This window comes from Spirosoma horti (assembly GCF_054776595.1).
In genome coordinates, this window is record NZ_BAAHBQ010000007.1 from 25,522 (window position 1) to 51,973 (window position 26,452).

Annotated in this window: 25 protein-coding genes; 9 read left to right on the forward strand and 16 right to left on the reverse strand. The window is 49.6% G+C overall.

The window, feature by feature from the left end; genetic code table 11:
• Positions 1-58: 58 nt before the first annotated feature.
• The 3 genes from ACYVAM_RS21650 to ACYVAM_RS21660 form a co-directional block, all read right to left on the reverse strand.
• On the reverse strand, positions 59-862 hold the full coding sequence (locus ACYVAM_RS21650; protein WP_461070918.1) for an FkbM family methyltransferase: 804 nt from the start codon (positions 860-862) through the stop codon (positions 59-61).
• A 706-nt stretch (positions 863-1,568) separates the two neighbouring features.
• A complete protein-coding gene (locus tag ACYVAM_RS21655; protein ID WP_461070920.1) occupies positions 1,569-3,269 on the reverse strand; it encodes a tetratricopeptide repeat protein in 1,701 nt (566 codons plus the stop codon).
• Positions 3,270-3,342: 73 nt separating this feature from the next.
• A complete protein-coding gene (locus tag ACYVAM_RS21660; protein ID WP_461070922.1) occupies positions 3,343-5,079 on the reverse strand; it encodes an alpha-L-fucosidase in 1,737 nt (578 codons plus the stop codon).
• A 274-nt stretch (positions 5,080-5,353) separates the two neighbouring features.
• Between ACYVAM_RS21660 and ACYVAM_RS21665 the strand changes: the two genes are divergently transcribed.
• Complete coding sequence (locus ACYVAM_RS21665) at positions 5,354-5,806, forward strand: OmpA family protein (protein WP_461070924.1); 453 nt, start codon at positions 5,354-5,356, stop codon at positions 5,804-5,806.
• A 74-nt stretch (positions 5,807-5,880) separates the two neighbouring features.
• Here the strand turns inward: ACYVAM_RS21665 and ACYVAM_RS21670 are convergent, their stop codons facing one another.
• Positions 5,881-6,279 (reverse strand): hypothetical protein, encoded by a 399-nt coding sequence (locus ACYVAM_RS21670; protein ID WP_461070926.1) that lies wholly within the window; start codon positions 6,277-6,279, stop codon positions 5,881-5,883.
• Positions 6,280-6,859: 580 nt separating this feature from the next.
• Here ACYVAM_RS21670 and ACYVAM_RS21675 point away from each other — a divergent pair.
• The 4 genes from ACYVAM_RS21675 (at position 6,860) to ACYVAM_RS21690 (ending at position 11,362) form a co-directional block, all read left to right on the forward strand.
• Positions 6,860-7,249 carry a DoxX family protein gene (locus ACYVAM_RS21675; RefSeq protein ID WP_461070928.1) on the forward strand — a complete coding sequence of 130 codons (390 nt, stop codon included), beginning with the start codon at positions 6,860-6,862 and terminating at the stop codon, positions 7,247-7,249.
• 145 nt (positions 7,250-7,394) lie between these two features.
• On the forward strand, positions 7,395-8,180 hold the full coding sequence (locus tag ACYVAM_RS21680; protein ID WP_461070930.1) for a 2Fe-2S iron-sulfur cluster-binding protein: 786 nt from the start codon (positions 7,395-7,397) through the stop codon (positions 8,178-8,180).
• A 20-nt stretch (positions 8,181-8,200) separates the two neighbouring features.
• Positions 8,201-9,220, forward strand: a complete 1,020-nt coding sequence (locus tag ACYVAM_RS21685) for an FAD binding domain-containing protein (RefSeq protein WP_461070932.1) — start codon at positions 8,201-8,203, stop codon at positions 9,218-9,220.
• Between the two features lie 21 nt (positions 9,221-9,241).
• Entirely contained in the window at positions 9,242-11,362 is a 2,121-nt protein-coding gene (locus tag ACYVAM_RS21690; RefSeq protein WP_461070934.1) for a xanthine dehydrogenase family protein molybdopterin-binding subunit, read from the forward strand.
• A 79-nt stretch (positions 11,363-11,441) separates the two neighbouring features.
• Here ACYVAM_RS21690 and ACYVAM_RS21695 read toward each other — a convergent pair whose 3' ends face one another.
• From ACYVAM_RS21695 to ACYVAM_RS21730, 8 genes are all read right to left on the reverse strand, one after another.
• Positions 11,442-11,879, reverse strand: coding sequence for a response regulator (locus ACYVAM_RS21695; RefSeq protein WP_461070936.1), 438 nt, complete (start codon positions 11,877-11,879; stop codon positions 11,442-11,444).
• A gap of 100 nt (positions 11,880-11,979) precedes the next feature.
• The gene (locus ACYVAM_RS21700; protein ID WP_461070938.1) at positions 11,980-14,817 is read right to left on the reverse strand and encodes an ATP-binding protein; all 2,838 of its coding nucleotides are present in this window, start codon (positions 14,815-14,817) and stop codon (positions 11,980-11,982) included.
• A gap of 357 nt (positions 14,818-15,174) precedes the next feature.
• Positions 15,175-15,735, reverse strand: coding sequence for a DoxX family membrane protein (locus ACYVAM_RS21705; protein ID WP_461070940.1), 561 nt, complete (start codon positions 15,733-15,735; stop codon positions 15,175-15,177).
• 137 nt (positions 15,736-15,872) lie between these two features.
• Positions 15,873-16,427 carry an RNA polymerase sigma factor gene (locus ACYVAM_RS21710; protein WP_461070942.1) on the reverse strand — a complete coding sequence of 185 codons (555 nt, stop codon included), beginning with the start codon at positions 16,425-16,427 and terminating at the stop codon, positions 15,873-15,875.
• 305 nt (positions 16,428-16,732) lie between these two features.
• Positions 16,733-19,480 (reverse strand): family 78 glycoside hydrolase catalytic domain, encoded by a 2,748-nt coding sequence (locus ACYVAM_RS21715; RefSeq protein ID WP_461070944.1) that lies wholly within the window; start codon positions 19,478-19,480, stop codon positions 16,733-16,735.
• Between the two features lie 174 nt (positions 19,481-19,654).
• Positions 19,655-20,056: a hypothetical protein gene (locus tag ACYVAM_RS21720; RefSeq protein ID WP_461070946.1), complete on the reverse strand. Its 402-nt coding sequence runs from the start codon at positions 20,054-20,056 to the stop codon at positions 19,655-19,657.
• Positions 20,057-20,321: 265 nt separating this feature from the next.
• The gene (locus ACYVAM_RS21725; RefSeq protein WP_461070948.1) at positions 20,322-20,552 is read right to left on the reverse strand and encodes a DUF6965 family protein; all 231 of its coding nucleotides are present in this window, start codon (positions 20,550-20,552) and stop codon (positions 20,322-20,324) included.
• Between the two features lie 372 nt (positions 20,553-20,924).
• Positions 20,925-21,152, reverse strand: a complete 228-nt coding sequence (locus ACYVAM_RS21730; RefSeq protein WP_461070950.1) for a hypothetical protein — start codon at positions 21,150-21,152, stop codon at positions 20,925-20,927.
• 97 nt (positions 21,153-21,249) lie between these two features.
• Between ACYVAM_RS21730 and ACYVAM_RS21735 the strand changes: the two genes are divergently transcribed.
• The gene (locus tag ACYVAM_RS21735; protein ID WP_461070952.1) at positions 21,250-22,290 is read left to right on the forward strand and encodes a Gfo/Idh/MocA family oxidoreductase; all 1,041 of its coding nucleotides are present in this window, start codon (positions 21,250-21,252) and stop codon (positions 22,288-22,290) included.
• On the opposite strand, the gene ACYVAM_RS21740 is transcribed toward ACYVAM_RS21735, so the two are convergent.
• Together ACYVAM_RS21740 and ACYVAM_RS21745 are read right to left on the reverse strand one after the other, a co-directional pair.
• Positions 22,287-22,421: a hypothetical protein gene (locus tag ACYVAM_RS21740; protein ID WP_461070954.1), complete on the reverse strand. Its 135-nt coding sequence runs from the start codon at positions 22,419-22,421 to the stop codon at positions 22,287-22,289. The genes ACYVAM_RS21735 and ACYVAM_RS21740 overlap by 4 nt on opposite strands.
• 341 nt (positions 22,422-22,762) lie before the next feature.
• Positions 22,763-23,545: a hypothetical protein gene (locus ACYVAM_RS21745; RefSeq protein WP_461070956.1), complete on the reverse strand. Its 783-nt coding sequence runs from the start codon at positions 23,543-23,545 to the stop codon at positions 22,763-22,765.
• Positions 23,546-23,895: 350 nt separating this feature from the next.
• Between ACYVAM_RS21745 and ACYVAM_RS21750 the strand changes: the two genes are divergently transcribed.
• Together ACYVAM_RS21750 and ACYVAM_RS21755 are read left to right on the forward strand one after the other, a co-directional pair.
• A complete protein-coding gene (locus ACYVAM_RS21750; protein ID WP_461070958.1) occupies positions 23,896-24,150 on the forward strand; it encodes a hypothetical protein in 255 nt (84 codons plus the stop codon).
• A 224-nt stretch (positions 24,151-24,374) separates the two neighbouring features.
• Positions 24,375-24,617 (forward strand): hypothetical protein, encoded by a 243-nt coding sequence (locus ACYVAM_RS21755; RefSeq protein WP_461070960.1) that lies wholly within the window; start codon positions 24,375-24,377, stop codon positions 24,615-24,617.
• A gap of 167 nt (positions 24,618-24,784) precedes the next feature.
• On the opposite strand, the gene ACYVAM_RS21760 is transcribed toward ACYVAM_RS21755, so the two are convergent.
• On the reverse strand, positions 24,785-25,189 hold the full coding sequence (locus ACYVAM_RS21760; RefSeq protein ID WP_461070962.1) for a hypothetical protein: 405 nt from the start codon (positions 25,187-25,189) through the stop codon (positions 24,785-24,787).
• Positions 25,190-25,522: 333 nt separating this feature from the next.
• Positions 25,523-25,654 carry a hypothetical protein gene (locus tag ACYVAM_RS21765; protein ID WP_461070964.1) on the reverse strand — a complete coding sequence of 44 codons (132 nt, stop codon included), beginning with the start codon at positions 25,652-25,654 and terminating at the stop codon, positions 25,523-25,525.
• Positions 25,655-25,663: 9 nt separating this feature from the next.
• Here ACYVAM_RS21765 and ACYVAM_RS21770 point away from each other — a divergent pair, with 9 nt between their 5' ends.
• Positions 25,664-26,437 (forward strand): tyrosine-protein phosphatase, encoded by a 774-nt coding sequence (locus ACYVAM_RS21770; protein ID WP_461070966.1) that lies wholly within the window; start codon positions 25,664-25,666, stop codon positions 26,435-26,437.
• Positions 26,438-26,452 lie beyond the last annotated feature (15 nt).

Sequence of the window (26,452 nt, forward strand, 5' to 3'; positions counted from 1 at the left end):
TTTGCTCCGGGTGGTCTTACCCTTACATTACGATAGAAAATGCGCGACAAAGTAAAACCTACTTATAAGCGGCTTCCAGCTTTTCATAAACGTCTTCCCGAACAAATGTACGCTTCATGCTTTCCGTCGAATGGACGAGTACATAACCCGCCTTTTTAAGTTTATCGCACGTTTTTTTGATTCTGAAATGAAACCGTTTGTCGGTAGCATTATGCACTTCATCGAACTCTACCAGGATCACTTTAATATCAAGCTTATCCTCAATTATTGTATCGATAACGGTGTATTCAGCCCCTTCGATTTCTAATTTAAGCAAATCGATTGATGAATGTCCAAGCGTTTTCATCAGATTGCTTAATCGGTCCACTGGTGCTTCTAGGTAGTCACCTGATTCTTTGAAGAGATAGACCGAACGGGATATGTAATTATCTTTTTCGGGCGCAAAGAATTTCAGGGTTGTTTTCTGATCCCAAACGCCAACTTCAACGAATGTTATTTCCTGTACTTCTTCTGGGGTAAGCTGGTAGGTATACGCCCCTTTGCTGTAAGGTGCAACATTATGAATGGTCAGCAGATACCCTTTTTCCGCGTATTCCTTAACCAAGGCGAAGTGATCGATACCTTCGGGAGTAGGGTCGAAAATAAATATCCGGGCATCATACCTCATCTTAAGCTCCGCATCAAAGGAAATATCGGCTCCGGCACCTACACAATAACAAATTGACTCTTTCGTGATAAAAGACTCGGGGATATGGTAGCCATTGTACAAAGAACCCAGATAAATTAACCGGGAAAGTGGTTTGATTCCTTGTTGCGGGTGTACACCCATTAATTGTTTAACCAGTTGTATAATTTTTCCCATTATAAATTGAGTGAACTTGATGTACTTCTGACTTACACATGTGAGACAAAGCCACAAATAAAAAAATTTAATTACTAAATACAAATAAATATATACTAATGGTACCTTTTTCTCACTAATTGACTATTTATTACTAGGCATTGTCACCACATACACACATTGGGATTTAATCATATATGTACAACCCAACTTGACAGCCTAGTACACAAAAATCTGCCTTATCATTTCATCAAGGATACAAAACGACAGCACACACCTCAAATCAATAAGATAAGTAGCTGGTTATGAGCTTATTTAAAATTTCTTTAACCTGTATGCTTGTTTTTCTAAATTAATCACCCCTACCTTTGGGGTATTCTACAATTACTACCTGCAAAGTAGTTGTTATTTAAACTGATTTATCAATAAGCAATAGCCTGGGCTTCTGGCTGCCAGTCTTACTGTTTAATCAGTGCTAGTTTTCGAACTTATAAATAACCAACCATTATGCGTAAGCATTTTATACTTTGCTGTTGTTGTATCACGGGCGACTATCTACAAGCTCTCTGCCCATGTACCGGATGTTGACACATCCCTGTTCGTAAGCCAGGATTTTCCTATCCAACAATTACCTTACTCCTTCACAAGGAGCAGCTTCATCTCAATACCAGACTGGTCGCGGCCAAGTAACCATAAAGGAAGCACCAGTTCAGCGATTACACATAAATCAATAAACCGAAGCCGTGGGAATACGCTCAGCTTTCGAAAAGGCCGATCGGTAATCCGTTTCAATCTTCGTCAGTTCAGCAGATTTACGCTGACGGCTCAGCGCTTTATGAAGCCCTACCAAAGACCAGCCATTGCCCGGATGATGCACCAGATCCTGGCGATACACCGCTTCGGCCTCCTTCACGTTGTTCAACTGGAGTAAGTAGGCGCCCAGAAATTGCCGGACGGGTAAAGGCCAGTCGGCAGGCTCGGTATAGATCAATTGATCTTCCAGGGCAACGGCCTGCTGAAGGCCGGTCACTGCCTGGCCGGGCTTCTTCTCCGCAAACAGAATGGACGACGTCAGAATATGATCGGCGATTTGGGCCACCGGAAGCGGAGCATTGAAGGGTATCCGCCGTTTTTCAAGAATTGGGTCTTTCAGCCTTTCCTGAAGAAGCTGACTTTCTTTTTTTGCTTCCGCCATTTTTCCCGTACTGACCAGCGCCATACCTCTTGAGAAATGATCCAATAAGCTGGCATATCCCCAGGTTTCGTTGGGTTTCTCCGTCGCTAAAATCTCATTCCACTTACCCAGCCTGACCAGCGTTAGCGAGGGCAGCATATACAGGTATTGATCATAAGTATTCTCGGGCGTCGGCGACACTGATTTACGGCAGCGGAGGGCATCGGTCAAGCCGATTTCATACATCCCTCCGGTCAGAGCGCAATACGTCTGGACGGCAAAATAATGGGGTGAATGTTTGACCAGTTTAAGATTAGACGCCAGCGAATCATACCGCAACAGATTGACATCCGCTTCATCATTGACGGTCACGCCCTGTGCAAACAGGCCATTGCGCTGATATTCGTGACTCGCCATGTGTACCATGTGCGCTACACCCGGAAGCCCGGTTTTGAGCTTGTCAGCGTTGGCCAGCGCCACCTGTGGTTTTCGCGAGGCTTCGGTCAGGTGAATCTGATAATGCAGGGCCGCCGGATGATCGGGATGGTCCTTGAGGACAGCTTCACACAGGTCCATCACTTCTTGCGTCCAGGGTTTAGGCGTTCCCTCAGTCGTCCAGAAATCCCAGGCGTGTATCAGCATGATAGCGTCTACGTAGAGCATTTTGATATCCGGGTCATTGAATTCGGACAGCAGTTGTCGAGTAGCCGACGCATACGCCTGATTGAGCTTTTTCCGGTCAGAATCCGTATCAGGTGCATAGCGGGTATTCATCACCTGGATCAGTTTTTTCTCCTTCGGATTGGCCTTCGAAGCCGTTTCATTCATTCGGGTTAGAACAGCGGGCATGTCTGCCGGAACGGTATACAAATGAGCCGCATTGTAGTAAGGGCCTCCGGCCAGCGCCTGCCCCCACCAGGCCATCGGGCAATCGGGGTCCAGACGAGCCGCTTCCTTAAACGAAGCCATCGCTTCTTTCATGTGGTAGCTGTAGTACATCGTTAGGCCCTGGTCGAAATAAAACTGAGCACTGTCATTGGTGGTCGTAATCGTATAGGAGTAGTTTCCCCAACCGGGCAGGGGCACGATAAACTTCCCATTTTCCATTGGACCGATGCGGCCATCGGTTCCGTAGCCGCAAAGAGGTATGGCGTCGTTTCGGTCGAAAACAAGGCTGCGGGCTGAGTTGAACAAAAACAAGGCTGCCAGAGGAGCAGCCACCAAAGCTAGTTTAGGAGATTTTCGGCGCTTCATAATACTCTGATTTTAGACGTATGCTCTTAACGGTGATCTTCACATGTAGGTAATAGGCAGTCTGGCCGAAGCGTTACTGAGTTCCGCCAAACACCTGAAACTCCCGGATGCCTGGATAGCCGGATGACTCTTCGATGAGCAGGCGAATTTTTTGCGCCCTGACCGGGTCAATGGTTTTCGACCAGTCTCCCATTTTAATATCCTGCGCCACCGTCACCCATTGTCCTTTTTTCTGGTACTGAATTTTAAACGATTTAATGGCTGATGTTGACGATGCCTGTTCACTAACCATTAACCGATCAATGGTTTGAGGCTTGCCCAGATCTACTTCCAGCCAGCCCGCGTGCTGAAAAAGATGAATTACTGAATCTGAGAGAAAATGCGCTTTACGACCGTAAAAAGGATCCAGGTTAACATCGGTCCGGCGGCCCATTTTCCAGACCGTATTTGGGTTATCATCAACGGCGGCCGAAGGATCATGCAAAAATTTACCGACGGCGCTGGAAGCACGGGCATTCCGTCCGTAAGACAACGCATGACTACTCGAAAACGGCCTGATCGGCCCCAGCGAAGCCGCTGGCCTATCGAGCGTCAGTTCCACAACCGTTGCCACGGCATCTCGGCCCGTATTGGGTACGCTGACACGAACTTCGTTGGCTTGCTGTTGCACCGACACGGGCGTTCCATCCAGCAAACGGGCGCTCTTTATCGTTGCGGGCAGCTTGGGCAGGCGAATTTCTGTCGGCGCTTCGGGAAAAAGGTACAGGTATACCGTGTTGCCCCGGTACACACTTACGTAGTCTTTAGCTGGCGTATAGGGCCCTCCTCTCGTTTTGTAAATTGCCGGAGCATGCTTACGGATCCAGGTGCCCATCTCGTTGGTACGCTCAACGAACGAAGTCGGAAAAACGCCCGTACTGTCGGGGCCCATGTTAAACAGCAGATTACCATTGCCCCCAATGCACCGCAGCAGCGTTTGCATACACTCGGGAAGCGGGCGGGGTGAGTCGCCAAACTTCCAGGCCCACTGATGGCCCATGTTGGTACAGGTTTCCCAGGGCACGGTTCCGTAGCCTGCCACGAATCCTTCGGGGGTAGCATAGTCGGAATAAGGGCCAACACGGGCGTGTGATTCGTCGGGACTGAACGGTTCGAGCCGGTTGTTGATCAGCATAGCCGGTTGTAAACGGCGAGCCAGCTCATACACCTTGCGGGGATGTACCGGACTGGTCCAGCCATCGTAATCGATCCAGAGCAAACTTATCTTTCCGTAGTTTGTCAACAGCTCACGCACTTGAGTCAGCATTCGCCGGACAAACTGCTCATTGGTAGCCGGGTTCCGGCAATCGGGGTCTTTCCAGTCTCCTACCGAAAAATACCAGCCAATGGGCAGCCCCTCCTGATGAGCGGCTTCGGCCAGTTCTTTACACACATCGCGGCCAAAGGGAGCTGACCTACTATTGTAGGTCGTTGTCTTTGTATCCCACAGGCAAAAGCCATCGTGGTGCTTGGCCGTTAGTACGATCTGCCGGAACCCATTGGCTTTGGCAAGCCTGACCCATTCCCGGGCATTAAAACGAGTCGGATTGAACTGTCGGTAGAGCGAGTCGTACCGGGCGGGTCCATATTCCTGCCGCGACCAGCTAATTTCCTGACCAATTCGCGAAACAGGTCCCCAATGCACAAAAAGACTCAGCCGACTATCCTGCCACCATTGCAACCGTGGGTCTGCCGATAACCTTTTTTGCGCGACAACCCGACCCGTCAGCAACCCTAAAAGAATAGCAAAGCGCACTACGTTTCTGTTCATAAGTTGTCGTACGAGCCCAATTGAAGGAATGGGTCGTTCTGTTGCCAGAGCGTCGATGCGAAAGGCTCCCAATGATACGAGGCTGAATATAGCCGATCAGCCGGTCACATCAAAACGAAGTATCCGTACCGGCTACCTACTCCTATCGTTTCATCAACAGAGAGAATGGCCATAAAATAGTAGCGGGCTTTGGTCCAATTCGGTAAACCTACCCATCGGTATGCTCGTTATCAACCGGCGGAACCAACTAATAACGTTGCCGAACCCTTCATGTATGCATACACGAACTAAATGCGGGTTGAACTTAATCACCTGCCTGTTCTTCCTGTTATTGGTCACTTGCGTACCGGCTGGGGTACGAGCTCAGACCCAGGTAAACTCCGATCTTCCGCTGAGTATTACCATCTTGTATTTCGATCAGAGTAGCCCTCAGCTACGGCCCAATGTCAAAACGATGCTGGATTCGATAGCGCAGCAGTTGGGTGCGAAGCCAACCCTGATCGCTACCGTGACGGGTTACACCGACGATGTAGGCAAGCGTGACTTGAACATGGCTCTAGCGGAACGCCGGGCCAAAGCGGTTGAACAGTATCTTAAGCAGCATGGGGCATCGGCCAATCAGATTAAAACCCAGTGGGAAGGGCCCGACAAACAGGCGTCCGCCAATGATCCGAAGGCCATAAAAACAATCAGCAGGCGAGTCGTCGTTCAACTGTTGCCCAGATAAGCTATCGACCAAAAGAAAGCAGCCACTCGTTCGAATGACTGCTTTTCTCCAGTGTAGGATAGGTGGAAACTTACTTAGTTGATGGCGATCTGGCGACTGGGGGCGCTGGGCTGCGGGGTAGACAACGTCACCGAATAGGTCGTCAACTCTACTCCGTTGTTCATTTGAACTTTGTAATCGCCGTCGGGTAAATCACTCAACGTCAGGCGAAGACGAGCCACCGTTTCTTTTTTGGCGACCCGTTGAGCAAACAACACTTTACCGGCTGCATTCACCAGTTGAATATCGACCGCACCCGTCGCTTCTTTATCGACGGCGATTTGAAGTTTGCCTTCTGCGGTGGTGTACATTCCCGTTTTGTAGCTGGCCACCGTGGCAGGGCGTCCCCCAGGATTGGTATCAGCAAATGAAGCCTGGAACGTAGCGATGGTTAAGGAAAAGGCAATGACGAGGGGATTAATGAGCGCTTTCATGATCTATGTGTTTTGTGATTAATGATCTGTTTTGATAGATCAAAGGTCGGCACACAGCAGAGGAAGCCCTGTCACAAATGAGTCAATCGCTGATACTTTTGGGAATAAATGCCTGAACGGGTCGTAAAAAAAATAGATAAATAAGAGCTATCCTGTTTCAGACCACACAATAAAGCGCTTATACGCCCGTTTTATAGCTGTTACGTTTCTTCTGCTCCAGGGTTCCTACTCGTGGAGCTTTTTTTATGCCCGTTCAGCAGCCGTCAAATCTATACGGAACCAATTTCCCCTTCCTGCTGACGCCTTTACTTGGCTCTCTTCACCCGTCTATTTTTCCATTTATCAAGAAGTTGAGGTCTTTGTGCAGGCAGGTTTGAGAAACCGCACAAGGTCTGATTTGAGAAGTTGGCCTCACAAAGGCGCCATAATGCCTTGCGAATTAATTTACACAAAAAGCGCCTAAACCCTGAGACGACACAAACAGTTACTACAAACAAGTATAAACAGTATCCATCAAGCGCTAAGCCCTGGTATAAACGCAGTCGTGTTGAGGGTTGATTGAGTGTAAACCAAAGAAAAAATGGACGATAAAACGGCAAAAAAGATAGCCAGAATTTTTTTAGGGGGTACGTTGATCTTTGCTGGTGTGAGCCACCTGACATTTGCCCGGAAGGCATTCAAAGCGCAGGTACCCGATGTTATCCCGTTGAAGAAAGACGACACAGTGCTGTATTCTGGTGTGGCCGAAATTGCGCTGGGCAGTAGTCTGGTGTTGACCAATGAAAAATATCAGGAAACGGTGGGGAAAGTAGCGGCTGCGTTCTTCACAGCGGTTTTTCCTGGCAACATTGCTCAATTCGCTAATCGGCGGAGCGCATCTGGTCTGGATACCGATGCCAAACGGTTCGTTCGTTTATTCTTCCAGCCTGTATTGGTCTTCTGGGCCCTGAAAAGCACGGACAAAAATTAATCAACAGCTAAGCTATTCGCCAAGTGGGCAGTGAGATCACCGCCTGTAGACCCCAAAGTAAACCTATAAGGTTTCTAAAACCTTATAGGTTGTATAGTATTTACAAGCCTTTTACAGTCAAACCCGGTATCTCTCCGAGACGTCCATGAAGGAAGACAAGCAAGTGCCTCAATTGACCGAGGACGAAAAAAAGCTATTTGAAGAGCTGATGCCAGAGGATCTAAACGAGATTCTCGATACAGGCGTAAACAGGCGTCATTTTTTAAAACTCATGACCCTGGCGGGCGGTGGCATTCTGGCGGCCCAGTCAGCCGTTGCCGAGCAGGTGTTAACCCGCCCCCTGAACGGCCCATTGGTCGATCAGGTACCGGCAACGCTGGAAAACGGCGTCAATGTATCCTTCAAGGTCAATGGTGAAGCCCGAAAGCTGATGGTCGACTCCCGAATGACCTTGCTGGATACCCTGCGGGAACGACTTGGCCTGACTGGCTCCAAAAAAGGCTGCGACCACGGCCAGTGCGGGGCCTGTACGGTTATCGTCGACGGTCGGCGCGTGTTGTCCTGCCTTACCCTGGCGGCAAGCTGCGAGGGAAAGACGGTCAAAACGATCGAAGGCATTGCACAGGGCAATCAACTGCATCCAGTACAGGCCGCTTTCCTGAAACACGATGGCTTCCAGTGCGGATTCTGTACACCCGGACAAATCTGCTCGGCGGTGGCGCTGATGGACGAAGCCAAAAACGGGGACGCCAGTTATGTGACGAAAGACGTTCGAAAGAAAGCGGGGCCGGTTCAGCTATCGACCGAAGAGATACGGGAGCGAATGTCGGGCAACCTGTGCCGCTGTGGTGCCTACCCCAATATCGTGGCCGCCATTCAGGAAGTACACAGCGGAAAACCCGTTGAACAGATCTGGCAATTTGTCGGCTAACCCCTCACTCACAGCACCCCATGAGACCCTTTAAATATACCAACGCCAAAGATGCTACCTCGGCGGTGAAGCTTCTGACGGTGAACCCAAATGCCCGATTTCTGGCGGGCGGCACGAACCTGCTGGACCTGATGAAGGAGGATGTCGAACGCCCCGACGAGCTGATCGACATTACGCGACTATCCCTGACGCAGATCAAGTCTATTCCATCTGGAGCCAATCACGGCGGTGTTTCTCTTGGTAGCCTGGGCAAGAATACGGATGCAGCCAATCACCCGCTGATTCGTGAAAACTATCCGTTGCTCACCCAGGCGATTCTGGCGGGAGCATCCGGTCAGATCAGAAATATGGCAACCAACGGCGGTAATCTGCTGCAACGAACCCGCTGCCCGTATTTCTATGATGTCGCCATGCCCTGCAATAAACGCGAACCGGGAAGTGGCTGTGGAGCGCTGGAGGGCGTTAACCGGCTACACGCCATCTTTGGCTGGTCCGAGAAATGCGTCGCCGTTCATCCCTCCGATATGGCCGTTGCGCTGGCCGCACTGGATGCCGTTGTTCGTGTTAAAAAGGCAGATGGTCAGGAACGGACGATCAACTTTGCCGATTTCCATCGACTCCCTGGTGATTCGCCGGAGAAAGATACCAACCTGAACCATGATGAGTTGATTACGGCCATCGAATTACCCAAAACAACCCTGGCCAATCACTCCTACTACCTGAAAGTTCGTGATCGGGCTTCGTATGCGTTTGCGCTGGTTTCAGTGGCTGCAGCTCTGGAAATAGATTCGTCGCGGCCCGGCGGCCGGATCGTTCAGGCCCGGATTGCCATGGGTGGTGTTGCCCACAAACCCTGGCGAGCGTTTACCGCTGAAAAAATGCTGGTTGGCAAAGAAGCGACAGAAGCGAATTTCAAGTTGGCAGCCGATGCCGAAATGGCGAATGCGAAGCCGTTGGCTCATAACAAATTCAAAGTTGACTTAGGCAACCGGAGTATTGTGAACGCTCTCCAACTCGCCCTGGAAGGCAATAAGGCCTAACGTCCGTAAAAAATCATTGCCATGCAGGAAAGAAACAAACTAACCGGCACGCCGGTCAGCCGTATAGATGGGATTCTGAAAGTGACTGGCAAAGCCGATTACTCGACCGATCATCCCGTGAAGAACGTTGCCTATGCCGTTCTGTTCAAGAGCACGATTGCAGCCGGATCCATTGCGTCTATGGACGTGACGGAGGCCGAAAAAGCGCCGGGCGTTCTGGCTGTAATCACCCACATGAATGCTCCGAAACTCAACGTGAAGGGTGGCCTTCGGGGCGGTGCCATGCTCCAGAGCCCAACCATCGAGTTTTATGGACAGCATATTGGTCTGGTCGTTGCCGAAACGTTCGAACAGGCCCGGCATGCGTCGCATCTGATTAATGTAAACTACACGAAGTCAACGCCAAATGTCGACTTTGACAAGCTGGCGAAACAGGCTGTACCCGCCAAAGACCCCAAAGAAGAAAAACGGGGAGATACCCAGTCGGCCCTGAACTCGGCCGATTACAAGGTTGAAGAAGTGTACGCGACACCAATCGAACACCATCATCCGCTGGAACCCCACGCTACGATTGCCGAATGGAACGGCGACCATGTGACCTTGTACAATAGCTCGCAAATTGTCAACGGAGCTCAAAGTGCAGCGGCCGCCACGCTGGGCATCAAACCCGAAAACGTTCGGATCGTTTCGCCGTATATCGGGGGCGGATTTGGTTCCAAAGGTGGTCAGTGGGCAAATCTGGTGCTGGCTGCCGTTGCGGCAAAGGCCGTCAATCGGCCCGTAAAGCTGGCCCTTACCCGTCAGCAAATGGTCAATTCAGTCGGGCTGCGGCAACGAAATTTTCAGAAAGTGAGCCTGGCCGCTACGAAAGATGGCAAATTGACCGCGCTCTCGCATCAGATCACGACGCACGCTGCCATAAACGATGAGTTTGTGGAGCCTTGCGGAGATTGCTCGAAAGTTATGTACGACGTCCCCAACTCGCTCATCAGCTACCGGGTTGTGCCGATGAACCTGATTTTGCCGACCTACACGCGCGGTCCGGGGAAATCGACGGGAAGCTTCGCGCTTGAATCGGCGATGGATGAACTGGCCTATAAGCTAAAGATGGACCCTATCGAGCTGCGCCTGAAAAACGAGCCGGAACGCGATCCGTCCAGCGGCAAGCCCTGGTCTTCGCGCAAAGCGGTTGAATGCCTGAAAGAAGGCGCGAAAGCTTTTGGGTGGGAAAAACGGAAGCCGGAGCCCCGCCAGAACCAGCAGGGCGATTACCTGATTGGTTACGGCGTAGCCTGCGGAACCTACCCGGCTCACCAGCGACCAAGCTCCGCCATCGTGAAACTAAAACGGGAAGGGAGCGACATTACGGCAAGTGTCGAACTGGCGGCTGCCGACCTGGGAACGGGAACATACACCATTCTGGCCCAAACGGCTGCCGATGCGCTGGACCTGCCCTTGTCGAAAATAAGCGTCAAGATCGGCGACTCCGATTTGCCGCCAGCCGCTGGTTCGGTGGGTTCAGTGGGCGCAACCAGTTATGCCAATGTGGTCAATGATGCCTGCATAAAGATTACTGATGAGCTGATCGCCCGATCAGGCAAACAGTATTTCGCCCGCCCTACGGCTTCTCAGTTGATGATTTCCGAAAAGGTCAGCACGTATCAAACTCGCGTGGAGTCGAAAGCGCCTGACAATGCCGAAGACTACTCAGCGCATAGCTTCAACGCCAATTTTGCGGAAGTACGGGTCAATAAATGGACGGGTATGGTCAGGGTTTCCCGCTTTCTGGCCGTTACGGGCGCGGGCAAAATCCTGAATCCCAAAACGGCCCGTTCGCAGATCATTGGCGGAAATATCTGGGGAATCGGTATGGCGCTCACCGAAGAATCAATCGTTGATCCGCGCTGGGGTAACTTTGTCACGCGTTCATTGGCCGATTATCACGTACCGGCCAACCTGGATATTGGTACGATGGAAGCCATCTTCATCCGCGAAGAAGATACCCTTTCCAACAAATTAGGCGTGAAAGGCATTGGCGAAGTCGGTATTGTTGGCGTAGCAGCCGCCGTTGCCAACGCCATTTTCAATGCCACGGGCAAACGCATCCGGGAGTTACCTATAACCCCAGACAAACTGCTGTAAGTCGACGATCTCTGTGCATGAAGCTGGTGCTTATCCGATTAAGCAAAGCTTCATGCACAGGACTCATGGTAGGCTATGTCTATTTTGTTCCCGGTGATTGATAGGACATAATGAGTTTTAGCAGACGATCAGCCTGGAGCGGCTTCGTCAGGATATCATTCAGCCCGTTTGCCTGAACCTGGTTCTCGATGTCTACTGTTGTATCCGCCGTTAGGGCGATAATGGGCAGGGTTTCGCCCCGTTCCCGCATCCGTCTTGCCGACTCATAACCGTCCATAACCGGCATCTGCAGGTCCATCAATACCATCGTATGCCTGCCTGGGTCCAGCATTTCCAGAGCTTGCTGCCCATTGGTGGCAACATCGATGTGCCCACCCCACCCCTCCAGCAACCGCCTGGCAAACAGAATATTTAATGGATAATCCTCCACAACCAGGAAGGACATGCCCAGCAGGGGCTTTCTGTTGGCTGGGGGCACGGGTTGCGGGGTGGACGAATTACTTAAAGCCTCACTCATTCGGTAAACAGATTAACAATTAAACATACAGTTACTGATAGGACTCCGTAACATAACCAGGCTGAATGAGTAATAACCCTGTTTTACCGCATCAATCTGGTCAGTCGGTCACTATATCTTTTTGCATCGTCGCTAAAGCAACCTGCATGGCCGGTAGCTCATTTTTAAGCATCGACACATACTGGCCAATCAAGGTGTCTATCTCGGGTGAGTCTTTATGAGCTGCTATCTGCTTTTCCAGGGTCTCAATCAACAGACTGATAGGCGTCAGGCCAAATGTACGAATAGGCACCTTCTGGGTATGAATCAGTGAGCCAATAGCCGCTATGTTACGTTCGGAATGGAACTGCGTAATCTGGTCCAGTTCGGCGGGTGTCTGTTGCAGGAACAGGTCGACTAGTTCAGCAGCAAAAGCAACATCGTTATCCACAGAACGCAGTAAGGGCTCAATCGAGAAACCAGCCGGTGGCTTTATCGACGCTTTGGCCCCCTCCGGTACAATAGCCTTTCCAGGAGATGGAGTATATTTCCGCATTACCCGCTGTAACTCTTCGATCTGGAAGGGTTTGGGAATAAAATCATTCATGCCCGCCTGCAGGCACTGCTCCCGTTCACTGGCCAGTGCATGAGCCGTCATGGCAATAATGGGTACGTTGCTTTGCAGCGTCGTTCGAATCTGGCGGGTAGCGGTATACCCATCCATAACGGGCATTTGAATATCCATCAACACTACATCATACGTCCCCGTCTGTAAGTAATCGAGCGCCTGCTGTCCGTTTTCAGCAATCTGGGCCAGGTAGCCCAACCGTTTGAGTACCTGTAGCGCCAGTTTCTGATTGATCAGGTTATCTTCTACCACCAGAATTCTGACTTTATGGCCATCAGGAGACAAAGGTTCCATGGATAAGTCGACGGTGGGCTCCTGCACGTCTGTGGCCAATTTATAAGGTATTTCGAGGGTAAAGCACGAGCCTTCCTCCGGCACACTCGACACCCGTACCCAACCACCCTGCATCTCAGTAAGGGATTTTACAATACTAAGACCCAGACCCGTTCCGCCATAATACCGGGTCGTAAAGTCATTGGCCTGTCGAAATCGGTCAAAAATGTGGGGCAATATGTTGGGGGCCATACCGATTCCCGTATCCTGCACACTGAAACGGACGCGGACCGAATCATCTGTTTCCCCGACCTTGTCGATCCGGACGGTTACCTGCCCGTATTTTGTAAACTTAATGGCATTGCTGAGCAGATTCAGCAAGATCTGCGTTAGCCGGGTTGGATCGCCCAGAACGACGGCAGGCAGCGTTGGATCGGTTTCTACCACCAGCGACAGATTTTTATCGGTCGCTACTGGCAGGATCATGGTTCGAATCGAATCGACCAACAAATTAAGGCTGAAGGGAATGGACTCCAGCGGCAACATACCCGCTTCGATCTTGGCAATATCCAGAATATCATTAACAATGGTCAGCAGGTTTTTACCCGCCGTCCGGATATAGTGAAGAGACTCCTTTTGCTCTCCGTTCAGAGGGGCCGTTTCCAGCATTTCCGAAAAGCCGAGTATAGCGTTGAGGGGCGTCCGGATCTCATGGCTCATATTGGCCAGAAATTGTTTTTCTGTGTACCGTGCCTCATTCAGGGCATGGGCAAAACGAAACGCCAGCACCAGCGATTGCAGAAAGAAAAAGCCCAGATAACCGACAAACAGCTCGATCATCAGCGGAGATATTAACCCAAAATATTGACTAAGAATCAGGCTAAAGACGGTCAACAACAGGCCGGTGCTCATGAGTGAGAAGCGGGAGCCGGGCCTACGGTGTCGAAACGCTTTCCAGTACACATAGAGCGCGTAGCCGATATACCAAACCATCAACCCCAGGAACGGGTCCATCAGCCGACTAAACTGGATGGGCGGTAACACCAGGACGGTTGCTGCGAAGGCAAAACAAATCCAGATCATGACTTTGATGATCGTCGGGTGTACGTCCTTGGGGTACAGGGCTTTAGAATAAGCAGTAAAAAGCCCTATACCCAGGTATAAGGTAATATACTCCAGCCGGACACTAATGGCCCAGGGTATATTGGGAAACAGCGTGTGGAGGACATAATGATCCGTTCCGATCAAGCGGTAGCTGTAGGTAAGGCAAAACAAGCCATAATACAACATGGGCCGGTCCATGAAGCTAAACGCGAATAAGCCCAGAAAGAACAAGCCGCTCATCAGGACAAAGCCGGTCAAAAAAACGGACATGGCCTGCTCTATGGCTAGCTTTGAATCCAGTTTTCCCGACTCGCCCAGAACCATTGATTTAGTAACTCCTCCTTTGGCGTGCTGGAAATTAGCCAGTTGTAATAAAAGCGTGACCGTATCGCCCGTTGCATGTAAGGAAACCAGCTGAGTAGACCAATGGGGTTTCGTAGTCTCCGGACTTGTCGTGGGATTTCCATTATGGGCGGCTTCCTTTCCATTTATGAACAGCCGGTAGGCGGTGTTGTAATCGGGCACTTCCAGGTTGAGCGGCACGGATCTGGAGGGCAATAAAATTGTCAGGCTATAAGTGGCAAAACCCTGTCCGGGAAGGGTTTTCTGCTGCCATGTGCTGTTGGCCCAAAGTCGGGGAAGAGTAATGTATTCAGCTCTTGATTCGGGTTGGCCGGGCAACCGAAGCTGATGCCAGTACCATTTCCACTCACCCGTCAACTCAACATACTGCCGGGTGAAATCTACAGTTCTCAGATCGAGAACTCCCTGGCGGGCAAGGGGTTGTTCCTGGGCTTGTGCCAACGGCATACCCATGCCTATCAGGAGCAGCGGCAGTAGTACGCCCCAAAGGATTAAAAATGCGACACTGTCGGCTAGCTTTCGCTGCCGACTCAAGCGGTTCTCAGAATTATTCGCAAACCGGACGAAGTCAGTAAAGTGGTTATACGACACTGGTAAAGAATCTGTATAAGGTAATTGATCGGGCGGATTTATGAAGAAGTTGAGTAGACATTAGATAATAAAGTTACGAATATATATATACTTTTTGTTATCTAAATAAAAACAACCATAACTAATATATATACTTACTACTTATTAAGTAATGGCCTATTAACCAGTCAGCGTTCGTACGGGTGAAGAATCCAAGCTTCACCCGTACGAACGCTGACTGGTTATCAACTTGTCTGGTCTTTCTCTCTTAGCCGATGATCGCGTTTGTTCGCCAGGCAATGTATCCGTAACTAACTCTTATAAAACTGCCCTTCAAGTAGATACTTACCGGTTCCTGGACCTGTTATCTTTTACGGTCTAGGCAACAGCAGTAACTGTCTCTACGGGTCGGTAAACTTTGGGTAATCGTTTGCCTAAACTACTGGCCAGGCTCGTTGGCTCGGCTACCAGACGGGCTCCGGTCCAGGTAGATGCGATCACCATGCCAGCAGCGATCAGGATAATGTCTTTCAGAATATACTGAGCAGCCAGGGAGGGCGCGTGTAGCGGGCCAGGGAACAGTTCAGCCGGAAAAAATACTAACGGAGACATAGCCCCAATCATCTGAGCGGCCATCAGCCACACACCTACCCGAAGAAAGCGCCCACTAATGAAGCATATGCCGATGATGCATTCCAGGCCAGCAACCAGATCCATAGCCGCATGCCCCGTTACCTGCCCCAGTGTTAACACAACCGTCGTCCGGGTAGCTAAATCCTCAATAGGACTGATGCCAGGAAAAAACTTAAGAAAGCCGAAGCCTAAAAAGACAATACCTAAACACACGCGTAGAATAACGATGCTGTTGACGACCAGCCACCGATTGATTGACGTATCCAGGCGATCAAATTGGGTAAACAAATTAGCTAGCGTTTTCATAATCGTTGAGATTTAGTTTACTACTTTGTCTCCATCTACGACAACTGGTTATAAATAGATTTGTAAAAAGAGAAGAAAGTAGTATTGCTCAGTGGCTCAACAAACTATGGGGTACTCCTATGACCTTCCCGAAAGTATTAACTTGCCTGGTAATGATAGATATCATTTCTGAAGTGTGAACGAAGCTCCTGGATCGCTTTTCGAACTCGTGTCTTAACAGTACCCAAAGGTAATTCCAATTTCTCTGCGGCCTCCAGACTCGTATAATCCCGGTAATACATCAGCTCTACAACAGCTTGATACTTAGGTGCCAGATGGCTCAATAGTGCCCGATCTACTTTACCTTCGGGTAGGGCGGGCCTTACCTCTTTATCCGAACGGTCGTACATGTAGGTGCTGGCAGCCGTCCGAACCTTCTGGGCCCGTAACTCATCCAGCGCTACATGTCTCGTAATGGTTAATAGCCAGGTGAACAGACGACCCTGTTTGGGATCGAAGTGCTCTCTATTTGACCAGATTTTGATAAAGGCATCCTGAAGCAAATCTTCGGCTCGGGCCTGGTCGTGAACCAGACGCAGTAAAACCCCATACAGTGCTGGCGAGTAGGCGTCATAAAGCAACGCAAAAGAGGTGGAAGTAGGGTCCAGCAAGGCCCTTACTAAGCGCATTTCTGTCTGATCGGAAAGGTTCATGCAAGCAGGAGCGTAGGTATAATGGTAGGGTGAGTGTGTCCTGTTGCGCCGGAATTAACGCAATGGACTACACTTACAACCATTAAAATCATGCCAGTGTAACCTACCGGCTTATAAAGCAGGACTAGGACCAAAAAAACTCACTTTAAATGCTTATGCAACTAAAATACATTCATTTACCTGGGGCCGATATTCCCCAGAAATGTAGAAGCGATGAGAACGAAATTAAACAATTACAAACCTATTGTTTCCATATTTTCCGTATAAATTATAAGGTTACGGACCTCACTATTGATATCGGGGAATTACCTAGCTCCGGTAGTGAACGTGTAAACGCCTGAGCCAGTCTTCAGTACTACATAACCGGGCTCAGTACCGGCTACGGTTAAACCTGACGCTGCCAGTGCCTTCCCTCCTTCCTGAACAGCCGCTGCACTGCTGGCGGGTACATAGATCGTGGCCGTTGTGTTGGCGGGTACCTCAACGGTTAGGGTTAGTTTACCGGCTTCGGTCTTCCAGGTCGAGCGGAGAGTGCCGTAATACGTTTGCAGACTGGCGCTGGCGGAGGTCAATTTTCCACCCGGCTGAGGTTTAATGATGCTGTGCTTATAACCCGGGCCTGCTTCATCGGTGTCGATACCCGTAATGGTCCGGTACATCCAGTCGCCAACGGCCCCGTAAGCATAGTGGTTGAAGGAGGTCATCGACGGACTCTGGAAGGTGCTGTCGGGCTTCATCGAATCCCAGCGCTCCCAGATGGTTGTAGCTCCCATTTTTACCGGGTATAGCCAGGATGGATAGGTTTCCTGCAGGAGCAGATCATAGGCAACGTCGGTACGGCCGAAACGGCTAAGTACCGGACACAAAAAGGGCGTTCCTAGAAAACCCGTTGTCAGGTGGTTTTTGTATTTTTTGATGTTCTCGACCAGGCGGCCAACTGCCTGCGGACGCAGCGTTTCGGGGAGCATATCGAACTGCAACGCCAGCACATAGGCGGTTTGCGTATCGGAGATCAGGCGGCCGTTTGGTGTCATATACGCGTTTTGAAAGGCCGTTTTGATGCGCTCCAATAGCGTCGCGTAGTGGGTTGCCTCTTCGGTTTTACCCAGCAAAGCAGCGGCTTTCCGCATCAGGTCTGTGTTGTATGCGTAGAAACACTGGGCGACTAGATGCACATCTGTAAAGGCCGATTTGGCTTCAAAAGCCGGACTGCCTTCGGTATCGACAAAGGAGAGCCAGTCGCCGAACTGGAACCCTTCGCTCCAAAGATTGTCTTTGGCCACGCTTTCCATATAGCCTTCGTAGGCTTTCATACTGGCATATTGTTGCTCCAGAATGCGCCGGTCACCATACGATACGTACATATTCCAGGGAATGATAATGCTCGCATCCGACCAGCCAGCTGCCCCCATGGGGGTTTGGCCGAAAGCACCCGTTTTGGTGAGTACATCGGGGATAACAAAAGGAACAGCTCCATTGGCAAACTGGTCGGCCGCGACGTCTTTGAGCCATTTTGCAAAGAAATTATTGACGCCAAAATTGAAAGCCGCCGTTCGCGAAAATACTTCGGCATCACCCGTCCAGCCCAGTCGCTCGTCGCGCTGTGGGCAGTCGGTTGGTACATCGAGGAAATTACCCCGCTGGCCCCATTGAATGTTGCTTTGCAACTGATTAACCAGCGCGTTGGAAGTAGTAAAGTCGCCGGTTTTCGGCATGTCCGAATACAGGGCTATTGCCGTGAAATCGGCAGGATTAACCGGGCCGGTCAGTCCTTCAACACGCACGTAACGAAAGCCGAAAAAGGTAAAGTGCGGTTCGAGCGTTTCCGTTCCACCTTTGAGCAGGTAAGTGGCCTGAGCTTTGGCCGTCCGCAGGTTTTCGAAATACGGATTGCCAAATTTGTCGAGCATTTCAACGTGCGAAAGTACGACCTTATCCCCCGCCTTGCCAGTCGCCCGAAACTTCACCCAGCCCACCATATTCTGGCCGAAATCCAGGACCGTTTCGCCCTTTGGCGTGGTCAGTACCTTCACTGGCTGACGGGTTTCGTGCTTACGAATAGGCTCATTATAAGCCGCAACCAGGTTCGTATAGCCAAACGGTTTGGTTGTTACTCCCGACCAGTTCGCATCGGCAAAACCGGTGGTTGCCCAGCCTTGCTGTTCAAGCCGTGAATCGCTGATTTCGCCGTCGTAGATCTCGGACATGCGAATAGCGCCCGTCGATGATTTCCAGCTTTCATCCGTCAGAATCATTTCCGTACTGCCATCGGTATACGTAATAGCCAGTTGGCCAAGCAGCGCCAGATCTTTGCCGTATATGTTCCGCTGATTCTGCCAGGCAAGCCGCCCCCGGTACCAACCACTGGCGAGTGTTACGCCGATGGCATTCTGGCCGGTCACCAGCAAGTTGGTTACGTCATAAGTCTGGTATTGGAGGTGGCTGTTGTAGCTTGTCCAGCCGGGCGTCAGAAAGGCATCGCCAACACGCTTTCCGTTGATCTGTGCTTCATAGAGGCCATGTGCGGTCATGAACAGCGTGGCCGATTTCACTTTTTTGGGAGCCGCAAACACCTTCCGGAGCATGGGGCTGGGCTGATTTATCGTGTCTTCTGCAAAGCTGGGCTGAATCCAGCTGGCTTTCCAGTTAGCCCCTGTCAGTAGCCCCGTTTGCCAATGGGCCGGGCTGCTCCAGGCCGATGGTTTTGTGGTTGTGTTATCCCAGACACGCACCTGCCAAACATAGTGCTGACCAGGTTGCAGGGCCGGTCCGGCATAAGGGACGTGCACCGATTGATCCGACGACACACGACCAGATTGCCAGATCGTACCTTTGGCAAGGGAAGCCGCATCGGTACCAACCCGGACTTCATAAGCCGTTTGCCGAACGTTTTGTCTGGCCGATGTGAGTTGCCAGCTCAGACGCGGCATCGATACATCGATGCCAATTGGATCGACGCGGTTTTCGGTCAGTAATTTCTGAACGTTCACCTGAGCGAATGTCCAGATCGTGACCAGTTCAAAAAAGACGAATAAGGAGAGGAATCGTTTCATAAAAAAAGGTAAGCTTGATCTTTTGGATATAATCCTTAAAAATCAAGCTTACCTAAGTAAACACCTTCCTGTACCCACCTAGTAATCTACTTATTTGCACATAGACACCAACGGGCTTGCTGGCTTCTGCGATCACAATTTCAGAGTCAGGGCAGCCCCAGCTTGTGCGTTAACTTACCGCTTCGTCGTTAAGATAATATCCCCGTTTGGATACGTAATGTTGGCGTCGTTTTCGGCCGTAATATAAACCTCTTTGGGCTTATCGGTCGATGTCGTCCTCAACTCCCCTTTGAGTGCCTTTGACCGTGGAGCAATCTGACCTAACTTCTTCACGGAGTTCTCATCCGATTCCATCCAGACGACATACGTTTCTTTGGGTGGCGTAAGCTGCTTTGGCTCAGCCAGATTCATGACGCTTACATTCAGGATATAATTATTATTCTTATCTTTTTTTACCGTTATACCTCCTGTCGCTGCCGGAGCAATCGTGGAATTGAGGAAAGTCATTTTGGGCGTACATGAACTTAGCGCCACAACCATTAAGAAAATATGGCCGATTGATTTGATTGGTTTCATACTGTTGATTGATTAATTAACCGATAAACAGGTGGAACCATGCAGATGTTTACCTGACTAGGGTATGGGGAGCCATGGCGCCCTTGCTAGTAATGACACTGCGCTGCCAACTATAGCCAGGTTTTACTTGCAAAAAGGCCTTAGTCACTTCTATATAAGTGAGCCTCACAGGTAATTAACAGGCTACCTGTAAATCAATCAATGGCGCTCAACAGCCCACAGATAAGCCTGGTTTTAGTACAGACGAACGGCAGGTTCCTACAGATCAGTGTACATTCATATTCCGACAGAAGTCCGTTGAATGCTTCTCCAGAAGCTCCCGAATTCGTTTGAGCTTAATCAAACTCGTCTTATTACCAGCTTTAGCCAGTTCCATCGACAGGGCAACACACTTATGCAGATTGGACGTCGCCGTTTGTTTGGTGATTCGAAATGGAGTTTCCGGCAGGACAAGGCCGGAGAAATAAGCAATTACGTCGTTTGTGTTCTCATTCATGAAAACAAAACTAAATATTATATAAATTAAATGTATACCGAATAATTAATATTGAAACTAAATATTTATTTAAGTCCCACTTTAGACTAATTCAGGAACTGCTTGAGCGAGTTAGTTTCTCAAGCAGTTCCTGACTGGTTTTATCCCCATTTCCTCACTATCAACAGCCATATGAACAAGCCCACTCCACGATTGTATTGCACTTGTGTAGTATAATTTAAGGTGGGGTACTGACAGCCGCTGTCTTCTAGATAGCGGTTGTTTTGTTTATAAACAGTTACCCCTTACCTCCTCTTGCCCGTTGCGCCGTGTTTAACGCGTCCACTCCTTATTGGCAGAACTTTTTCGACCAATCAATTGACTACCAGATAGTTATTTGCAGGTTGTGGTAACCGTCAGGCTGCTGTTATTCGTTGAGTTGGCAATCGTGTAAGCAGCTATTTCATCATCGCCACAAACCTGCTGCCGGTTCGTGTTGACAAGTCCCGCTTTACCGTATGTCAATGTCTCACACTCTTTGCAGTTCTTTTTTTTGAAGGAGCCGCCTTCGCAGGAGGCCAGGGCCATTAGCGCCACCATTGCAATCAGAATTTGTTTCATCAGTCGTTGAGTTGGGTTACCAGTACGTTATAACAACGCTGATATACCAGCAAATCTTACCTTTGTGCTCTATTCTCTGATCCTTACTTCGTTGGCTATGTCTACCATTATTCAGGTTGGTTTGGTGGGGTTCGGTTTGTCCGGACGGTATTTCCACGCGCCGTTTTTATCGGTCAATCCGCGCTTTCGTCTAAAGAAAATCGCCAGCAGTCGGCCCGAAGCTGTTCATGCCTTCGATACCGCAATTGAATGGGTTGCTACAGCGGAGGAGTTGTTTGCAGATCCGTCCATCGACCTGGTTTTTATCTGTACACCCAACGAAACCCACGTCGATTATGCTCGCCGGGCATTGGAACACAAAAAACATGTGGTTATCGAGAAGCCGTTTGCGCTTTCGGAACAGGAGGCCCGCCAACTTCTGGAACTGGCCCGGCAACAAGGCCGTGTGGTTACGGCGTACCAAAATCGCCGGTGGGATTCTGACTTTTTAACCATTAAACGATTACTCGCCGAGGGCGCTTTAGGTAATCTGGTTGAGTTCGAAAGCCGTTATGACCGTTATTCACCCGTGAATTTACGGGCGCATAGCTGGAAAGAGCAACCGGGTGCCGGGCGCGGCAATCTCTATAACTTGGGGCCGCATCTGCTCGATCAGGCGCTGCATCTCTTTGGCAAACCCGACACGGTAGAGGCCACCATCCGGATCATTCGCCCCGATAGCCTCATCAACGATTATTTTGACATAAAACTGGGCTATTCAGATAAGGTGGTTCGTCTGAAATCCAGCCTATTGGTTTATCACAATCAATTGCGCTACAGCCTGCACGGTACGGATGGCTCCTTCCTGAAAAGTGGATTAGATCCGCAGGAAGAACGGCTTCGCCTTGACCAATTGCCCAATGACAAAACTAGCTGGGGCACAGAACCAGATGATCGGTGGGGAACGCTTTACCGGGATGGACGGGCCGAGTCGATCACCAGCGAACGGGGTAACTATATGCCTTTTTACGATAACCTGTATGAGGCAATCGTAAACAATGCTGAGCCCGCTATAAGCCCGACCGATATCTGGCAACTTGCCCGAATCATCGACCTGGCTGTACTGAGTAGTGAATCACAGCAGACCAAGCGTTTTTAAGCTGGCTTAGCCCCCTTTCCGGACCAGGCTACCAGTGAGTTAAGGCGAATAATGGCGGCATTCCGGTTGAATTGATCATACGTCAACCGGACGATGTAGGCGACAGACACTACTTTTAACCACAGAGCCACAAAGGTTTATGGAGGAGGCAAGTAGGCTGTTAAACCTCTGTGACTCTGCGGTCAATTTTTTAATCGATTCGCTCATCAACGAGACTGGTTGAGTTACGAGAACAAAAAAGCCCGACCACATCAGGGTAGCCGGGCTTAAAGCACCATCAAATTAATTCAACCACTGATTTAGACCGAGTTAGTCTGGCTATGGTCACCTTGGGTATGATCAATTCAATTGCCCTATTCGAACTCCCAATGGCGTATTGGCTTTTATTTTTAATAGAGATTATTTTTATACGGTATCCGATTGGGCGCCGAATGATTTCTCACACCAGGACGGTGGCTCTTCGGTCCGGAACCTACGTAAACGGGTACTCACTGAGACTCGACTGGCGAACGCAAAAATCGTATCCAAACCGAATGGTTGAATCCCGAACCAGTTTAACAAACCAGTTCGGTGCCTCCGGCGCTATACGAACCGATTCAATCAGGGCCTGCAAATCAACAGCCACCGTCTCGAACACCCGCGTTGAGTCATTTAAAATAAACGCATTTGGGTCTTTGCTATCCTGCTGAAACTCATAGGTATCGATGTAACAAATACGAAGCTCCCGTTCATGGGCAAAGGATTTTCGTTTATACATGCTGTTGAAAAATCCTTCTTTGGCTTCGTTGATGTAGGTTTGATGATCAACGTAATTGACTTCCCCAATATGAAAACTGGGGGGCAATGCCTGTCTTAATTTCGTATACGTCGTTTGAATGGCAATGGTATCATCTGATTGCGCATACAATCGCCACATGGCCGCCGACTCACAGGCACTGATGTGCCAGCAGTTTATGTATACATACTGGCGCTGGTATTTTCTCCATAGCCTTCCCAATATGGCCGGTAATTCCCCGGCGCTGTAGGTATTTTTGTTTGCAAATTCATTTCGGTACTCGTCCAGCCGCGCCCGACTGTCGTGCTGCCGTGCCGACCCTTCAAAATGATCATCGAATTGATCACACCTTGTCAGATGCAGACTTCCCGAATTGAGTAAAGCCATAAACCGGGTGAAATCCATGTAGCGCCAGATGGTGGTATTTTCATCAGAAGGGGGACGAAACAAAGTGCTTTCAAACTCGTCAAATCGTTCCATAGCAAAGCAGAGCAATGTTAGGGTATCAGCTTATACAGCTTTTACGGTGATGGATAGCTTTATAAGGTGATACCTGCAATATCGTACAACTAAAATATACTAATTAATAAAAACTACTTTGGCTCTGGCTCTTTTATTACTTTTTTGCTAATTTTTTCCTCATTAATCATAAATTAATCAGTAGCTAACGTGGCTTTGTCACTTATTTACCGTCTAAGGAGTTAGAAAAATAAAACTATATAGCCAGGAGCAGAAGACCGTATAAAGTGATTAAGGTTCTATTAAGAAACAGAATTTTCTGAAACATTAGTCATTTAACCGGGTTTGGCTTCATACTATAGTCTATTGATATGAAATCAACGGTAGATAACATCAAAAATCTTTGGTTCGGCGCGGATACACCCATCCGTCAGAATAAAATCAAATTGCATCCTGAATTGTGGGCCGCCTGTCAGCGGGTCAACCAGCATTTTACGCCCCCATCGGGAGCGCTGCATATAGAGCAGTACCGGAAATCAGATCGGCTGGCCTTTGCACGGGCCGTCCTGAAAGAATTAAATCAAGAGCAGTCAGTTACCGAGCCAAGAGTTTATCACATGGCCTAAACGCCACCGTTTACTTACCCCTGTCTTTATCCAGTTTACAGCCTGTGTGGCAGACGAAGCGCTCGGCTAGTCTGACACACAGGCCATTTGGTTGTCGGCCCATACCACCTGAACGCTCTATCGGACGCGCCATTATCTTATTGTAAAACCAGGTCAGTCTGTTTGGTCTGTAGCTTTGTTTCGTTAACTTTATCACCAAAACGACCATAAAAAAACCTTTGCGAATGATCAGTAATAAAGACGAAGCCCAACTAGCAAACGCGCTTACTCACGACATCAACGACGCGTTGAACCGCCGGATCGAAGAACGCTTTCGCGCTGCGCTGTTTCTGGCCGACCCTGGCCTGGACATGGACACCGTTACCATTGTTAGTAATGTAGAAAACGATAATGAACTAACGATTGATGGCGTCGACGACGAAACGATTGATAAAGCCATGGCTATTTTTGAATCGCAGGCAGACTAAAAACGCCAACTGACTTAACTTAGCTGTACTGAACACTGAATCATCTTTCGGGACGGTTCAGCCTGTTTACTTTTTACGACAAGAGCGCCCAGACGATCGATCTTCACGTCGGGGCGCTCTTATTATTTCCTGACCGCCGGTTGCAACGGTTAGATAAACAGAAAGCTTTACTTGGCTTTATCGTCAACCTTTGGCTTCAGGGTGCCTCGGGCAATTGGCTCTGGCTTCGATTTAGGCGTTGTATACCGCATCAGGGTCGCTACGGGAAACTCTTCTTTCGGCGACTTAGCAATCAACAACTGGTAAGAGCGGGTGCCAATGACCAGATTAGAGTAACTGATGTACCGGCTGGACTCCTGTAGCAGTCCCCAGTTGGCCAGGGGTTCCTTGGCAATCAGGGCTTCGTCTTCATCCGAAAGAGCTGCATAGGCTGTATCAGGCAGAAAGCGCTTCCCCGACACCCCTTCAATAACCGACACAACGGATGGTGGCGTAGCCGTTGCTGGTTTCGTTTGTGCCATTGCCGATACACCCAGTAAAAGCAAGGCCACTATGGTTAGCAATTGTTTCATGGCGTTGGGAGAAAGTAAGGCTTGTTGATGTATGTTCCAATGGCCGTTAGCCTATCGGAATACTCCTATAAAGAACCCTAACCAGCATTAATTGTTTTAATCGATAGCCCATGAGCAGTTCCCCTCAGGTCATTCTCATTATGCCTGTTACACTACGTTTTTCCACTGAATATAGGCCAATCTGCACAACCAGGCTGGCTTTTCGCTCTTTCGAACCTGCGGTCTAGCTGGACGAAGCCTTTATAAGTCATTAAGTTGGAATTAAAACAAAATTAAAGCCGAATAACAAATAATAGTCAGCACGACGACCGAAGCGATAAGGCATAAAGCAATTCAAATGACGTATTTAGCGCCTTTTCGGTCTAACGCGCCCATCTGCAGGCGAACCGTTCGGGACGTCGAAGAGAGTGGGTTCCATTCATCCTGTTTTTTGTTAGCCAACTGATTTAGTAAATTTGGGGACATTACGCAACTATGAACGCTTGGGAACGATTTAAGAAACGGTTTATTCCGACTTCAGGTAACGACCTGGGATCAACAGAGGAGGCTTGTTTCTGGAAGGTAGATATGCATTCGCACTTACTCCCTGCGGTTGACGATGGAGTCAAAGATCCAGAACAAACACTTATTTGTTTACGGCAAATGATGGGATGGGGCATTGAACGGATTATTACGACTCCACACGTTAGCCGCGACTGGTACCCTAACTCCTCCGCTCTGTTACGGGAAGGCCAGGCGCAATTGCAGGCTTTGGCCGATGCCAACGACTTACCGATTCAGATTGACGTGGCCGCCGAATACATGCTCGATGAGTTCTTTCCGGATCTGCTCAACAACGATGACCTGCTCACGTTTGGCGCCGAGCGTTATCTGCTTGTTGAAACAGGCTGGGCGGCTGCACCACAACAACTGGAAGATGTTTTATTCCGTATTCAAACCCGCGGCTACACGCCGGTGCTGGCTCATCCGGAACGCTATACCTATTATCACGGCGATGACGCTTCGTTAGCCCGTATACGTGATGTTGGCTGTTTATTTCAGCTCAACTGGCTGTCCTTAACCGGTCGGTACGGCAATAAGGTCCGCGCACAGGCACAGCGAATCCTTAAAAATAATTGGGTAGATTTCATCGGCAGTGATCTCCATCGGCCCGAAGATTTACCGGCACTGGGCTCGTTGTTTTCGCTTTCCGACTATGATCTGCTTCGTTCGCAACCTCTACGAAACGCGTCGCTACTAACTCCCTAATCCGTCCGGGTAGCC